The organism is Clostridium sp. LS3, assembly GCF_055330225.1.
In genome coordinates this window covers 1,624,767-1,640,642 of record NZ_CM143921.1, presented here as the reverse complement: position 1 = coordinate 1,640,642, position 15,876 = coordinate 1,624,767, and the positions used below count along the sequence as shown (strand labels likewise).

Below are 15,876 nucleotides of genomic sequence, written 5' to 3'. Positions count from 1 at the left end.
AAAAATTATAAACTATCTCCACTGGTAGAGCTACTAATAAAAAACGAACTATATTTAATTTTATTCTTATTTTCCTTTAAATAAATAAACATATCTCTACCTCCTTTTTCAAAATTTATTAATTATTACTTTTTTATTATACAGTTCAATCCACATTTTGTAAATACTTAATATGTAAAAAAATAATAATTTTAGTAGTTTTTTATTCTGAGTTTTCCAATTAAGAGAATTCTTTCAATCTATTCTTTACAGCATACGTAATTTATATCGATACATTTGTATTGAATTTCTTTTAGTATATTCCATCTATTTATAATAGTTTTTCTCTCAAGTCTTAATTTCATGATATTTACTTATGGATTTACATTCTTATTAAATAAAAATAGAATTACAAAAGATAAAATTATTTCAACAATCATAGTTATAAAAGTGCTATAAGGATTGACAGTAAGATTCATTTATATAATATTCAATTTCTTTTAAATTTTCTCTACTTGTCCAATCTGCTGACTTGTCCATGGATTCTATAAATGCTTTTTCCCAAGGTTCAAATTGTAATGGATCTTTTTTGCTTAGCACTCCTTTTAACATTCCAATTAAAAATTTATCTCTAAAACTCATGCTTTTTAAATCAAACATTCCTCTTAGATAGAAAAGCTTAATGTTCTTTAGTTCATCTGAAAAATTATGTTCTTTAAGCTGAATATATGCCTTTTCATCATATGGTGAAGCTCCAACCATAAAAACCATTATGTTTTTATTTTTTAGATTATTATAATTCTTCTTTATTAAAGATAAACCTGATATTCCAGAACCATATATTCCTCCTCCGTAAATTACGGTGTCATAATTTGCAAACATTTCTATCTTGAATTTATCTTTTGAAAACAATTCAGCTCCAATATCCTCTGCTAACCACTCAGCATACTTTTTGGTTGCTCCATATTTACTTTTGTATATGACTACTACTTTTGCCATATAAATAATCCCCCTTTTACTTTCCCTACATAAGTATCTTCATAAAAATTTTTAATATTTCTTAATTATGTAATTTACCCTAATTAAACTATAAGCAAACTTTTCCTCTAATATGCTTTATTTTACGCTATTATAAAATTCTTTTAATTCCTTCTTTACTTCAGTTGAAAGATTATGCCATCTAATTCCTTGTATTGCTCCCTCTAGTGCATATAATCTATTAATACAGGCTGAACTGTCTATAGCTTTTATATTTAACCAAGCTTCCTTACTTCCAGATTCTTTTAATTGATCAATTGTTTCTATTCCAGTTTCATTAAGTTGTTCCTCTAGTTTCTCTCCTATATTAGGTAAATCTGACAACTTATCCATTAAATAATACTCCTATAAATTAGCTTTAAATTTGTACTTATTCTAATACTTTTATATACCTCTTATGATATTATAAAAATTATCTTTATCATATTTACTTTCAAATAAATTAAAATAATCACATATTTCTATTGCAAAATCAATAAAAGCTATACCTTGTGCAGTTATAATATTTTTATCTCTTACTACTCTATCTTCAATAAAATTTCCTCTCGGAAAAGGATCCTTTTCTCCAAATATCTCTTTATGCTTTTGAGTCCACTCTGAAGCAGGAGTTGTGTATTTAACATTATTAAGAATACCTGCCTTAGCTAAAAATACCGTACCAGCACCACATATCGCTGCAATTATCTTTTCCTTTGAGTTTAAGTTTTGAATTAAGTTAATTAATTCAATTCTAGTTTCTCCATACCACCCGCCAGGAATTATTAGACCTTCAACTTCATCATTTAACACATCACTAACTAATCTTGAAGGTTTATATAAAAATCCAGAACGCCCTTCAATAAATTTATCTTCATATGCAATTGTGATTATTTCTTTATTAGCACTTGTATTTAATAAGTGTGTAATAAATGTAATCTCATAATCTGTCATTCCATCAAAAATGAATACTAATAACTTCCCCATATTTTCTCCCTTTTTTTATTTTACTTCTACAAGTTTCTATTAGTATAAACTTTCAATGCCTTAATTACTGATACTAATAATAACTGTAATTAAATAATATTTAAAACTGATATAACCCCAAATAATCTCATTATCCTAAAAAGAATTCAGCGCACTTCCCCCCTTTATAATTATTTAAATTAAGTTTTGATAATCCCAATTTTTCATCCTAACTTTATAGACCTCATGCATATGTGATATTGATTCTTTATTTAAATCTATCCACTTATATTCATCATGCTCATCTGATAATTTAATGTCTATTTTATCAACTTTACATAAATATATAATTCCTGTAATTTGATAATCTTTACCTATATAATCCCATGTGTCAATAATCTTTCCTAGATACACTAAAAGACCTGTTTCTTCTAATACTTCTCTCTTTAACGTTTCTTCCGCACTTTCACCAAATTCCATTCTTCCCCCTGGTAATTCCCATATATTTTCCTTTATATTGCTTTTGTGCATAATTAAAAATTTATCTTTATTAACTATCAATGCTTTAGTTGCAAAATATATTATTTTATTATCCTCCATACCTAACCTCTTCTATCCATATGAGTAACTCACTTAAATGCTTGTACTATCTGTAAAAAAATACTTTTATAGATGCACTTGTGAAAATTATAATACCTAATAAAACCATGAATACTCCGACACTTTTATTTCTCTTTCTAACTACTTTAGAGTTTACTCTATTTGATAGCTCAATTTGACTTAATCCTCCGAATAATTGAGTTAATCCTAAAGATATCATAATATAGTCAATATTAATATACTTCATAAAATATAGTACGACTAAGCAAATAGTTGTAACTGAAAAAATAATGGCAAGTATTGACCATACTTTTTTATTAATTTGCATAAATATATTCCTTTCTATTTACAATACTTAATAATTATTAAATTTAATATCTTTATTATATACAATTCTAAATATTATTTAAACATTATTTACCATATATACATATTAATTCTTCTTAATTATTATTTTTATATAAATTGTATAAAAAAACTGTATTAAAGTTTCTTTACTTACTAACTTTAATACAGTTCTTAAATTTATTCATTTCTACTTATATAATATGTAAATATAAATCCTAAAATTCCAAGTATAACACCTATTACACTGCTTAATCCATCAACTCCTGGAAATACTGAAAATACTGATCCTAGTATAAATCCAAATATTAATATATAAGTTTGCTCTGGATATTTTAAAAGTAGCACTTCAATTATTCTAGCTGTAGCTAAGGTACCAACTATACCTCCTATTACTAATGGTATTAAAACTGGAATATTCATTTGCACAACTGCTGTTATAACTGTGTTGTATAGCCCTAAAACATAAAGCATAAATGAACCACTAATTCCAGGTAGTATAAGTGCCACTGCTACTACTACTCCACCAATAAGAAGCCATAAGAAATTACCTAAAGTTAATGAAGTTATTATAGCTGATGCATCATTATTTGGTGTTCCCATCATTAAAACAATTATTATTCCAGCAAGTAAGTATAAAATGCTACTTTTATTAAAGCCTTTAACAGTTGCTTTTCTAAACATTAGTGGTGCCCCACCTAAAATAACTCCTATAAATAAATATCCAACTGGTATAGGATAATTATCAAATAAAGTTTTAACTATATTACTAAATAGAAATATTCCTACTACTGCTCCTATACCCACTTGAAGCAATATTTTATATTGCTTTTTAAAATCCTTTAAAATATTATTAACTGCATGAAGTAATTTATCATATATTCCAAGAATCATAGCAATAGTTCCCCCACTAACCCCTGGAACAATTTGAGATATACTAATTACTACACCCTTTAGAAAATTCTTTAAGAATTCCATATCTGCACCTCTATTGTAAAATATTAATATATTTTTTCCATACTAGCATAATACTCCTGACAAAGTCAAAGCTATTAACATAGATTTAACATTAATATTATTCAAGTTTAATTTTCAGTAAATTATTCATCATTGTAAGTGGGGTGCTAAACTATTAATTTGTTATGTTTATCTTTATATTTATTTCAACATAAATCATTCTTAAAAACTACTTATATCAACGCTTTAAGTGTAGTTACTACATAAAATTATTAAATACCTACTATATACCCCATTCCTCTTTTAGCTTATTAACTATCTTCATCATTTCACCATCATCATTTGCTATATCTGGGTGGTATGTCTTTGCTAAAGTCTTATATAGTTTCTTATATTTACTTTTATCTTCCTGATTGTGGTTACTATGTTTATTACTTTGATAACTACCATACGAATGATAACTACCATATGAATTATAACTATTGTAGTTACTATTAAAATTTTCGTAATAACTACGCTCCTGTTCTTTTTTAGTTTCATACTGCTTTTTTATATTGTTTAACATTTCCTCATTTCTAAACACTCCAAATATATCATAACAATAATCATATGAATCTTTGCCATATACCTTTTCAAACTTTTCTTTTTCTTCTAACTTACTCTCTACTTCTTGTATTACACAATACATTATTTAATCACCTTTTTTGTAGTTACTTCAAAATTCCGTATAGTAGCTACATTTTTATTTTTAAATGCTTCGTCATAATTAAGAACCTTAAATATATTTGACTAATCTTATATTAATCCATATTCATGATGTATTAATGGATTTACTTCTTTTATTGCTTTTATTAGCCTTCTTCTATTAAATTCATCTACATTCTTAAATGATCAAAAAGTTACAACATTAACTTGACATTTATACTATCTCATAAGTAAATTTATTTAACATCTTTTCTTTTGTAGTGTCATTATATATTTACCACTACTTTTCACCTTTCCTATTTTCTTATCTCTATATATTCTAAATCTTTAATAAAAGATTTTAAAACATCAAATCGATATATATGGTAAATTTGTTTTAAATTTACTTTTATTTATGTATAATAAACATATTAATTAAATAGCAATTTTAAAAAATATAAAGTAATTAATAACAATAATATTTCTGAAGGGTGAAAAGGTGCATATGATGAATTATATACCTAAAAAGGCTAAAGAGATTATAGACTATCATATTAAAATCATTGAATCAAGCTTACCTAATTTTCTTGAATCATATTATATTTATGGCTCTATTTCATTAGGGGCATTTGATTCCACTTTTAGTGATATTGATTTTATTGCAGTGATTAAAAGAAAAGTAAATGAAGAAGATATAAATACTCTAAAAAAAATTCATGCCGATATGCAAAGAAAATATCATAAAACTATTTTAGATGGAATGTATGTATTTAATAATGATATAGAATCTTTAAACAAAATCAAAAGTTCATGTCTTAGATTTAACGATGGGAAATTTCAGGGTTTTAAAAGCTTTGATAGAAACTCCATAGATGCCTACCAATTAAAAAAATATGGTATAACTATAAAAGGACAAGCGATAAAGAATTTAAATTATGGGATAAACTTTGATATTTTGATTGATGAAATGAGGAATAATCTTAATACTTACTGGATTAATTGGATTAATGACTGTAGGAAGTTAACATCCATGAAATATATTGGTTTATTTGTAAGTTTAAATATTATTGAATGGGGAGTTTTGGGTGTTTCCCGCCTTTATTATACCTTCAAAGAAAGAGATATAACATCCAAAATTGGTGCTGGGGAATATGCACTACAAAATCTACCTGAAAGATGGCATAAAATAATTAATGAGTCCATGAGATTAAGAAAAGGTAATAAAAAATCTTATTATAATTCTATTTTTGAAAGAAGAAATGATGCCTTAACATATATTAATTACATAATTCAAGAAAGCAATGAACTTTTTAATGAGAAGAAGTAATTTTCATTATTAATATATAGCAATATAAAAGGATGCATACAGGATGTCCTCCTATATCAGCTAATTTCCAGAGTTTATCAATAATTTTATGTAAACTTTAGAAAAATAATTTATATTTTGTAGGTTGGATAGTATGATCACATATCCAACCTTTATCCTCACATTATTTTAAGACAGTACCTTCATTTAATATTAATTTAAATATAATATCATCATCTATAATCTCATAAGATAAAATCCAGCCATTTTCTTTAGCTAATTCACTACATAAATACAATCCAAGTCCTGAACTACTTACTTCTTTAGATATATCCTTGTAGTTATTATATTTTATAAATGGTTCTAATAGCTTATCTCTTATTTCTAAAGGAATTTTAGCACATTTATTTTTAATTTCTAAGGTTATTTCTTTTTTATCTTCATATAGCTTTATATTGATCTCGTTATTAACTGAATATTTAATGCTGTTATCCAAAAGGTTTAAAATAATTTGTTCAAAATCCTCTAAAACGCCATAGAACATAACTTCTTGTAATTCTTCTTTTATATAAAGACCATTACTTTTAATCCTTAATTCCAAATCTTCTAATATCTCTTTAATTATATTAGTTAGTGAAAATTCACTTTTACATTTGCTCTTATTTATTTTCCCTCTTGAGCTTTCTAAAATCTTCTCAACTAGCTTTTTCATTTTCTCACATTCAAGAACTATCCTACTGCTCGCTCTATTTAAAAATTCATCATCCATTTCTTTTATATTTTCATCTCTTAGTATTTGAGAATACAAAGAAATAGCTGTAACTGGAGTTTTTAGTTCATGAGTTGCATTATTAAAAAATTCTCTTAAGGCTTTTTCTTGATTATTTAACTGATTTTTCATAGAGTTATAGGTTTTAGTTAAATCAGCTATTTCATCTTCTGTATTTATTTCTATATCTTTAATATCTTTTCCTAAAGTAAATTCCTCCATAGAAATACTTAAGTTTCTAAGTGGCTTTGTAACCTTCTTAATAATCATAGATATAACTAATATAATTGTTATAACAATAAATACTTGTCCTAAAATTATAATTCCTATTGTTTTTATCATTTCATTATATTTACTTAAGTAGTCCTTTTGTATTATTAAATTACCACTAAAGTTATCTTTAATATATAAAGGATAATTATAAGTTGTAAAGTAAGAATTATTTGAATGCTTAAACTTAATTATAGATTTAATATTATTACTTTCTTTTATTATACTTGTTATTTCTTCATTATTTATAATTTTTCCTACAGATTGATTTATATTGCCATTATCATCAGCTATACTAACATAACCTTGTGTTATTTCATTAATTGGAGATAATGCTTTCCAAATAGGCTCTCCCATTATTTCATTTTGCCTTATTATATTTAAAGATGTTAATTTGATTCTATTCATTTCTTCTATGATATCATTCTTAAAAGACTTATCTAAAAATAATGAAATAAATATAGTAAATATTATATTTATAGTTACAACTGAAATTATTGTCCCAATTAAAAGCTTTCCTCTCAAGGTTTTATTCAAAATATCACCTCATTATATATCCTATTCCAAATACTGTTTCTATAATAGAATTGTCTTTATCTTCATTAAGCTTTTCTCTTAATCTTCTTATATGGACATCAACAGTTCTAGTATCTCCTTGATAATCATATCCCCATACCTTATCTAATAAATCATCTCTTGAAAATACAACTCCCTTATTTTCATATAAAAAATTTATTAAATCAAACTCTTTTCTTCTTAAAGGAACCTCTTTACCTTCCTTTATTACACTTCTATCTCTTTTATTAATTTCTATAATCTCTTGGTCTTTATCTTTATTTGAAGTAATATTTTCTTCTATACCTTTTTCATTTCTTCTAAAGATTACTTTTATTCTAACTAAAACCTCCTTAATTTCAAAAGGCTTTACAATATAATCATCAGCTCCAAGCTCTAAACCTAATATTTTATCTATTATTTCACCTCTTGCAGTTAACATTATTACATAAGTACTCTTAGATATTTCCTTACATATATCAAAGCCATCAATATCAGGTAACATTAAATCTAATAAAACTAAATCTGGTTTAAATTCTTTAACTTTTTCTAAAGCATCCTTTCCATTAAATACACTTCTTACATCATATCCTTCTTTTCTAAGTGCAAAGGTTATTGCATCATTTATTGAGTATTCATCCTCAACTACTAATATATTTTTCTTTCCCATAGTTCCCCCATAAATTTATTTTTCTTCTATTTCTAAGAATGAATATTTTACGTCTTTAACATAAGATGATTTACCAGCAGTATTCTCTTCAAATTTTATCAATTCAAAAAATATACTATTTCCCTCCTTATTTGCTTTTGCTATAATATTCTGATAATATGAATCATCAGCAAGCTTAAAAATCAAATCAAATTCACCTTTATCTCCTATTTCTGCAAGATATAGTTTATTTCCATGACTAACCACAAAAAATTCAGTATTTTCAATTTCATTAATAATAAATACTTCTTCATCCATTATTTTTATTTCATTTGTACTTATATTATATAAAACATCTTTATAGCCTTTATCATCAATAAATGATATTATTAAATAATCTCCACACTTATTAAAATAACCCATTCTAGTTACAGTATCACCATTTATTGTTTCAATTCCAACTTTTGAAAAATCAAATTTTTTATAATCTTCAAAATAAATTTTCCCATCCTTTAAAATTACTTTTCTAATTTGTCCAATGGTATCTAATGCCATAATGGATTTTTCTTTTTCATCGTAGTAAAATCTATTTAATTCCATTTTTACTATACCAGTTGTATAATAAGTTTCATTTTTTATATCTACAATTAATATTGATTTTTCTTCTTTCACCTCTGAATCTCTTCTCTTAGAAGTTTCTTCTATATAATAATTATCATCTACCTGAAACGTAGTACTACTAATATCTCCAAAATCATAATACATTTCAAAATAAGCTTTATCATAATATTCTAATTCAAATTTAATATTCTTTTCTAAATCTATATAGTAAAATTTTTTATCTCTTGTATAAATACCTTCACTATAAACTCCTCTATAAGAAGTTGTTTTTCCTGTTGATTTTATATAGTAGTCTATATAGTTTATACCCTCTTTTGCAAACCATTTATTTTCTTCTTTTATTAATTCTCCAGATTCATTTATTATATATGGACCTCTTGTTTCGTCTTCACTAACTGGCTCAGTTCTAGATGTACTTAGAATACCATTTACTCCGTCTTCATCATAAAAAAGTGGCTTAAATAATATATCTTTATCATTAATATTTATAGTTCTTTCCGTAATCTTATATTTATTTAAAACTTCATTTTCCTTAGTATTTTCCTCTAACACTTTTGTATTATTGCAACTAACCATAGCTATGGAAAATAACGCTATTATCAGTGAAATTATTTTTTTCATAAGAAAAACCTCCCTGTACTTTTAATTATATATTACCTGGAAGTTTTTACATACTTTAATTAACTTATTACAAAGTTATTAAATTTATAAATTATTTATAACTTTCTTATATTAAATTTTCTTAATCAAATATCCTTGACTATATATTTAATTTTCATTCTTTGTTATTTCTATAATAGAGTATTTCATATCTTCTTTTATTACTGGAGCATTATAATCTTTAATATTTTCTTCATTATATTTAATTTTAGTAACAAATATACTATTTCCTTCTTTATTAGCTACACCATAAAAATACCTATATCCTTCGGAATCATCTAATTTATATATTAAATTTATTTCTCCATCATCACTTATTTCTGCTAAATACCTATTTTCATTATATAGACAAATAAAAAAATTAGTATTATTAACTTTTCCTATTACGATTTTTTCTTTATCCATAGATATAAACTCATCTGATTTAACTTTATAAAAAAGATTACTATAATCGTAAAACTCCTTAGATTCATTATTATGGATATTAAGAATTAAATTATCTTCAAAATAAAAACTTCCTAAATATCCGTATTTATCATATATTTCTAAATTCTCTACTCCAATATCTTTATACAACTCAAAAACTATCTCTTTTTCTTGTAATATTGACTTATAAATTTTACCTGAATTATCTATAGCCATTATAGCTTCTTCATTATTATCAAAATAAAATTTAATATACCTATTATTATTGTTTCTAACAACATAATAACTCTCATTTTTTAAATCAATAATAATTATTTCCTCATTATTTATAGATTTCCCTTTATCTTCTACATTAAAATATCCCTGAATATAATAATTTTCATTTCCTTCTAGCTTAGCCCCCCTATTTTCAAAGTTTTTAAGCTTTAACTCTATGGAATTATATATTTTTTCATATCCTTCTAGTTCAAATTTATTTTTATTTACTATATCTATATAATAAAATTTTCTTTCACTTAATCTATTATAGTTAAGCATATATACCCCTGAACCTATACATCCATAAGTATCCTTTATAAATCCTATCTCATCTTTATCAAACTTACCTTCTTCTACCCTTTTAAAAGCTCCACTACTATCAATATAGTAAGGTATTTGGAACTCTTCAGGAGCTCCACTATTTTTAGGAGACATCGTTCCATAAATTATGTCTGAATCATAAAACAAAGGCATAAAAGATTTATCTCTTTCTGTATTTTCAATATTTTTCTCAGTTATTTTATACTTATCAGATGTCTTATTATCCTTAGTATTTTCTTCTAATACTTTAGTATTATTGCAACTAACCATAGCTATAGAAAATATAGCTATCATCAGTAAAATTATTTTTTTCATAAGAAAAAACCTCCCTATACTTTTAATTATATATTACCTGGAAGTTTTTACATAGTTTGATTAAGTTGTTACAAAGTTATTAACTATTTTAAATAATATGAACATTACAATCTCATTTTCTAAATTTGAAATAAAGTTGCTAATAAATTTTTATAGTGCTATTATTTATAATGTTTTTAAAATAGTTAAGTAACTAATTGTAATATTAAAGTCTATAATATACTTTATTTTACTATATTACAGATTTCTAAATAAAGGGGGGCTATTTTTGACAAAAGATATGACAACAGGAAATCCTGTGAAACTTATTTTAACTTTTTCTATTCCTTTACTTATTGGTAATGTATTTCAACAGTTTTATAGTATGGTTGATACTATAATAGTTGGTAGATTTCTTGGAGTTAATGCATTAGCAGCGGTAGGATCTACTGGAGCCATGGTGTTTTTAGTTAATGGTTTTGTTATTGGACTAACTAGTGGTTTTGCTGTTCTAGTTGCTCAAAAATTTGGAGCTAATAATGAAGAAGGAGTAAGGAAAGCTTTTGCTAGTTCTTTAGTTTTATCTGCCTTAATGACTATAGTTGTTACTTTTATAAGTGTTGTTTCTGCAAGACCTTTACTTGAGCTTATGAACACTCCTTCTGATATTATTCAAGATTCATTATCTTATATAATCATAATATATGCTGGTAATATTGCTATAATATTTTATAACATTCTTGCAAGCATATTAAGATCTCTTGGAGATAGCAAAACACCTTTATATTTTTTAATTATTTCTTCAATATTAAATGTTGTATTAGATATTGTATTTATTGTTAACTTCTCAATGGGAGTAGCTGGAGCTGCTTATGCAACTGTTATTTCACAAGCTGTTTCTGCAATTTTATGTGCAATATATATAATAAAGAAATTTCCTATTTTAAAGCTTAAAAAGAAGCATTGGAAAATTAGAAAAAGCTATGTTCAAAAGCAATTAAGAATTGGTGTTCCAATGGCTCTCCAATTTTCAATAACAGCTGCTGGAGCAATGATACTTCAAAGCGCTCTTAATTCCTTTGGTTCTAAAGTAATTGCTTCATATACTGCTGCCTCTAAAGTTCAACAACTTGTAATGCAACCTGCTGTTACATTTGGAGTTGCTATGGCAACATACAGTGGACAAAACCTTGGTGCTGGAAGAATTGATCGTATAAAAGAGGGAGTTAAAAAATGTACTATGATAAGTATAGTTGTAAGTATTATATCTACTATAGTTGTTGTATTATTTGGTGGTGCTTTTACTAAATTATTTATGAGTGGTAATGATTTAGAAGTTATAGGATATGCAAGACAATATTTAAATACAGTTTCTATATTCTATATACCGCTAGGACTTATATTTATATATAGAAATACCCTTCAAGGAATTGGAGATAGCTTTGTTCCTATGATGGCTGGTGTCGCTGAAATGGTAGCTAGAACAGTTGTTGCATTTACATTACCAATTCTACTAGATTTTACAGGAATTGCTTTAGCTGATCCTGCTGCATGGATAGCTGCTGCCGTACCTCTTGCCATTACTTATTTTAAAAGAATTAATGTCCTTATGAAAGAAAAAGAACTCGCTAATTAATAAATGAAGTAAGCTGTATCTAAATTAATTTAGATACAGCTTGTTTTATTTATGCAGTTCATAAAATATTTCTTCAGCGCCTTGAAAGTCAAAATCACTTTTATTAAAATTCGTATATTTATTTACTATTTTCAATCTACACTTCTCAACAATTTCATCAAGCTCATTAGGTTTGTATAGTCTTAAATAAAAGTCTTCATGTTCTGAACGAATATATTCACTATTGATATAAAGCTCATATACTCCCGGCAAATACATAATTTGCTGATAGGGATTATATGCAGATTTTTCTTTTAATAAAATTTCAAACGAGCCCTTTTCTACTCTTTTTCTTTCTTTAAAATCATCAGTTTCAAACTTATATTCATCAGCATAAGATTTATTATTGCGATAGTTAATGTCAGTTTCCACACCCAAAACGATTTTCCCTGATGATTTCAAGCTATTTTTCATCATCTCCAGGGCGTTGTTAATATCTCTTCTGTTAGTTAGTAATGAAAAAGAAATTGATGCAATAAAAATAAGGTCATACTTTTCTTTGCTATGATTAAATGTGGTAAAATCACATAAATCAATTCCTGTTGAAAGATTATTTGACAATAGTTTTTCTTTGCATCTCTTTATCATATCCTTAGATAAATCAAAACCATCAATATCAAAACCCTTCTTTAAAAAAGGAATTAAAAATCTTCCTGAACCACACATAGGTTCTAAAATTTTCATATTTTCATTTGCAAATGAAAGTAAAAAATCCAATTCATCTTTTGGCGCTTCGGGCTTATCAATATCATAAAATAAAGAGCACAGGTCACCATAGTAATATTTATCCATAATTCATCTTCCTCCTAATTAATTTTTTTCGAGACATAATTTGATAGCCTCCATAGCAAAATTTAAAATATAAGTATGACAATTTCATTATAGCAATCTATAATATATTCTACTGTTCCATTCTTGCTAAATGATGTTGTGTTAATCCATAACTAGGAATATAATGTAGATGTTTACTAATATTTCAAAAGTAATAAATATAATATTATTCGAGAACTTTATATAGACTAAATTGATAACTGTGCCTTAAAATAGATTTATGTAAGCAACTTAACTAATAAAACTCTGGCTAATTTCGAAGTTATCTATAATGGTGAAATTAAGACTATTGCTCCTATGACAAACTTATTTCTAAACCTTTAAAATTAATAACGTATGAAAATAATAATGTTAACCTTATTGTAAGTAGAGGTATTGGTAATAGCCTATTTCCTTTTAGAATAAATAATAGACCTCATATTCCTATAGTGATTTTAAAGAAATAAGGAGAGTTTCCCTCATTGGAAACTCTCCTTATTTCTAGTCATTACTCTCAATATCTCTTGCACTTCTATATGAGGAATATCATCTTCTCCAAGTTCTTAAAAATTTATATTATCTGGATCCATTCCTGATCCACCACAATTAATTAAATTATCTATAAACTTTATATCCTCTTCTTTAAGTTCAAAATCAAACACTTCAGCATTTTCAGCAATTCTACTTGCTGTTACTGATTTTGGAAGTGGTAAGTTTCCTTTTTGAAGTGACCACCTTATACATATTTGTGCTATAGTTTTTCCATACTTATCTGCTACATTTTTTATTTCTTTTACTTCAAATATTTTTCCTGTTGATAAAGGACTCCAAGCCTCAACTAATATGTTATGTTTCTTACAGAATTCAACTGTTTCATCTTGATTTAATCCTGGATGTATCTCTATTTGATTTACCATAGGAGCTATTTCACAATTTTCTAATATATTTTGAAGATGATTAGGTTTAAAATTGCTTACTCCTATTGCCCTTATTTTTCCTTGTTTATAAAGCTCTTCGAAAGCTCTCCAAGTTTCTATATTTACTTCTTTCCAATCTTCCTTAAATATCTTAGGAATTGGCCAGTGAATTAAGTATAAATCCACATATTCTAGTTGTAAATCCTCTATTGTTTTTTCAAAAGCCTTTAGAGTACTTTCATATCCTTGCTCTGTATTCCAAAGCTTGCTTGTAACAAATATCTCATCTCTAGGTACACCACTGTTTTTAATAGCTATACCAACGCTTTTTTCATTACCATATACTGCTGCTGTATCTATATGTCTATATCCGACTTTTAATGCTTCTTCTACAGATGAAATAGCAATTTCACCATTAGGTGTTTGCCATGTTCCAAATCCTACACATGGAATTTGTATTCCATTGCTTAATATATAAGTGTCTTTTAAATTTTTCATAAAATTTCCTCTCCTTCTATTTTTAATATTATATTATCTAAATTCATAGGCTTTCTACTTAAAATATTATTTAAGTTAATTATAGTGCAATAAGGTTAATCATTAAAGAATAAGCTATACTTATTGATAATTCTGCTATATTTATTTTTATTAATTAAGTGTGAGACGTTATAGGAAAAAGTATGCTTTCATCTTTAAAGTCTCCTTTGCATTTTTTTATAAATAGAGCATTGTCATCATCTATTTTAGGTTTAATACTTACTTTAAATTTTTCACTTTCTGCAACAAAATTAAATATTATAACTTTATCATCTTTCTCTAGTATTTTTAATATTATATTATCTAAATTTATAGGCTTTTTACTTAAAATATCATTTAATATAAGTTCTTTATCATTTCTTTCCATTATAGCTACAGCGTCCTCATCTTGAATATAATAAAGATTATCTTTGTACATATATTTGCAATAAATCTTAAGTGGCCATTCATCTTTTATAACTCCAAGCTTATTTGAAACTTGAACTCTATTTTTACACATTTTATCTATTATCTTCTTATCTTCTTTTAAATCTAAATTTAACTTTTTAATATTAGTTGTTTTCTTATTCTTTATATCTTCAATATAAATTATATTCTCAGTGTTTATCTCATATGAAGTTTCATTTACTCTATTAAATCCAAACTTAGGATAAAAGTTTAAAACAGAATTATTTGCAAATAAATATATAAAATCTACCTTCTTTTCATATTCTTTAAATATTTCCTTCATAAGCCTTCTTATTAGACCTTTATTTCTATAATTTTTATCTGTCATTACTGTTCCTAATTGAATTGCTTTATTAATCTTTCTATTCTGGACTATAGTAAATTTATTTATAGAAACATTTGCAATTACCTCATCATTATGAATATAGGAATATGAAATATAATTATCATTGCAATATCCCTCTTCAAACCACTGTTCAAAGTCTAATCCAAATGTATCTGCTGCTAACTTACTAAAACTTTTTCTATACTTTTTATTTTTCTTTAAATCTTTTACCAAAATAAATTCATACATTATTTTCCCCTTAACCTTTTAATTTATCTAAATTACAAAATTATTAACTAATTTTATTTAAGTTCAGAGACTTTCTTTAATACCTTAACTTGCCTAAAAATTTTTCTTTACTTATTTCCCATATATATTCTATATTTAAATATTAATATTAAATATATACTTACTACAAATATAATTATTACATTATAATCTAAATAGTCTAATTACTAATAACATATTATTTTTGTTTGCATATAATATTT

Annotated in this window: 16 protein-coding genes; 2 read left to right on the top strand and 14 right to left on the bottom strand. The window is 25.4% G+C overall.

Going from position 1 to position 15,876, the window contains the following annotated elements:
* Positions 1 to 432: 432 nt before the first annotated feature.
* From ACZJV1_RS07560 to ACZJV1_RS07530, 7 genes are all read right to left on the bottom strand, one after another.
* Positions 433 to 978, bottom strand: coding sequence for a flavodoxin domain-containing protein (locus ACZJV1_RS07560; protein WP_460287703.1), 546 nt, complete (start codon positions 976 to 978; stop codon positions 433 to 435).
* A gap of 117 nt (positions 979 to 1,095) precedes the next feature.
* Positions 1,096 to 1,350, bottom strand: coding sequence for a TfoX/Sxy family protein (locus tag ACZJV1_RS07555; protein WP_460287705.1), 255 nt, complete (start codon positions 1,348 to 1,350; stop codon positions 1,096 to 1,098).
* Between the two features lie 51 nt (positions 1,351 to 1,401).
* Positions 1,402 to 1,980, bottom strand: coding sequence for a DJ-1/PfpI family protein (locus ACZJV1_RS07550; protein WP_460287706.1), 579 nt, complete (start codon positions 1,978 to 1,980; stop codon positions 1,402 to 1,404).
* A gap of 174 nt (positions 1,981 to 2,154) precedes the next feature.
* Complete coding sequence (locus ACZJV1_RS07545) at positions 2,155 to 2,559, bottom strand: NUDIX hydrolase (RefSeq protein ID WP_463651898.1); 405 nt, start codon at positions 2,557 to 2,559, stop codon at positions 2,155 to 2,157.
* Positions 2,560 to 2,605: 46 nt separating this feature from the next.
* Entirely contained in the window at positions 2,606 to 2,887 is a 282-nt protein-coding gene (locus tag ACZJV1_RS07540; RefSeq protein WP_411170611.1) for a hypothetical protein, read from the bottom strand.
* 197 nt (positions 2,888 to 3,084) lie between these two features.
* On the bottom strand, positions 3,085 to 3,882 hold the full coding sequence (locus ACZJV1_RS07535) for a DUF368 domain-containing protein (protein ID WP_460287708.1): 798 nt from the start codon (positions 3,880 to 3,882) through the stop codon (positions 3,085 to 3,087).
* Positions 3,883 to 4,144: 262 nt separating this feature from the next.
* Complete coding sequence (locus ACZJV1_RS07530) at positions 4,145 to 4,549, bottom strand: hypothetical protein (protein ID WP_460287710.1); 405 nt, start codon at positions 4,547 to 4,549, stop codon at positions 4,145 to 4,147.
* Positions 4,550 to 5,050: 501 nt separating this feature from the next.
* On the opposite strand from ACZJV1_RS07530, the gene ACZJV1_RS07525 reads away from it, so the two are divergent.
* The gene (locus tag ACZJV1_RS07525; RefSeq protein ID WP_463651897.1) at positions 5,051 to 5,872 is read left to right on the top strand and encodes an aminoglycoside adenylyltransferase domain-containing protein; all 822 of its coding nucleotides are present in this window, start codon (positions 5,051 to 5,053) and stop codon (positions 5,870 to 5,872) included.
* 163 nt (positions 5,873 to 6,035) lie between these two features.
* Here ACZJV1_RS07525 and ACZJV1_RS07520 read toward each other — a convergent pair whose 3' ends face one another.
* From ACZJV1_RS07520 to ACZJV1_RS07505, 4 genes are all read right to left on the bottom strand, one after another.
* A complete protein-coding gene (locus ACZJV1_RS07520) occupies positions 6,036 to 7,427 on the bottom strand; it encodes a HAMP domain-containing sensor histidine kinase (RefSeq protein ID WP_460287712.1) in 1,392 nt (463 codons plus the stop codon).
* Between the two features lie 4 nt (positions 7,428 to 7,431).
* The gene (locus ACZJV1_RS07515) at positions 7,432 to 8,115 is read right to left on the bottom strand and encodes a response regulator transcription factor (RefSeq protein WP_460287713.1); all 684 of its coding nucleotides are present in this window, start codon (positions 8,113 to 8,115) and stop codon (positions 7,432 to 7,434) included.
* A 15-nt stretch (positions 8,116 to 8,130) separates the two neighbouring features.
* Positions 8,131 to 9,336 carry a hypothetical protein gene (locus tag ACZJV1_RS07510; protein ID WP_460287714.1) on the bottom strand — a complete coding sequence of 402 codons (1,206 nt, stop codon included), beginning with the start codon at positions 9,334 to 9,336 and terminating at the stop codon, positions 8,131 to 8,133.
* A gap of 147 nt (positions 9,337 to 9,483) precedes the next feature.
* Positions 9,484 to 10,695, bottom strand: coding sequence for a hypothetical protein (locus ACZJV1_RS07505; protein ID WP_460287715.1), 1,212 nt, complete (start codon positions 10,693 to 10,695; stop codon positions 9,484 to 9,486).
* A 268-nt stretch (positions 10,696 to 10,963) separates the two neighbouring features.
* Between ACZJV1_RS07505 and ACZJV1_RS07500 the strand changes: the two genes are divergently transcribed.
* The gene (locus ACZJV1_RS07500) at positions 10,964 to 12,310 is read left to right on the top strand and encodes an MATE family efflux transporter (protein WP_463651896.1); all 1,347 of its coding nucleotides are present in this window, start codon (positions 10,964 to 10,966) and stop codon (positions 12,308 to 12,310) included.
* A 45-nt stretch (positions 12,311 to 12,355) separates the two neighbouring features.
* On the opposite strand, the gene ACZJV1_RS07495 is transcribed toward ACZJV1_RS07500, so the two are convergent.
* From ACZJV1_RS07495 to ACZJV1_RS07485, 3 genes are all read right to left on the bottom strand, one after another.
* The gene (locus tag ACZJV1_RS07495; protein ID WP_460287717.1) at positions 12,356 to 13,141 is read right to left on the bottom strand and encodes a class I SAM-dependent methyltransferase; all 786 of its coding nucleotides are present in this window, start codon (positions 13,139 to 13,141) and stop codon (positions 12,356 to 12,358) included.
* A 581-nt stretch (positions 13,142 to 13,722) separates the two neighbouring features.
* Positions 13,723 to 14,574, bottom strand: coding sequence for an aldo/keto reductase (locus ACZJV1_RS07490; RefSeq protein WP_463651895.1), 852 nt, complete (start codon positions 14,572 to 14,574; stop codon positions 13,723 to 13,725).
* Between the two features lie 154 nt (positions 14,575 to 14,728).
* The gene (locus tag ACZJV1_RS07485; RefSeq protein ID WP_463651894.1) at positions 14,729 to 15,634 is read right to left on the bottom strand and encodes a GNAT family N-acetyltransferase; all 906 of its coding nucleotides are present in this window, start codon (positions 15,632 to 15,634) and stop codon (positions 14,729 to 14,731) included.
* Positions 15,635 to 15,876 lie beyond the last annotated feature (242 nt).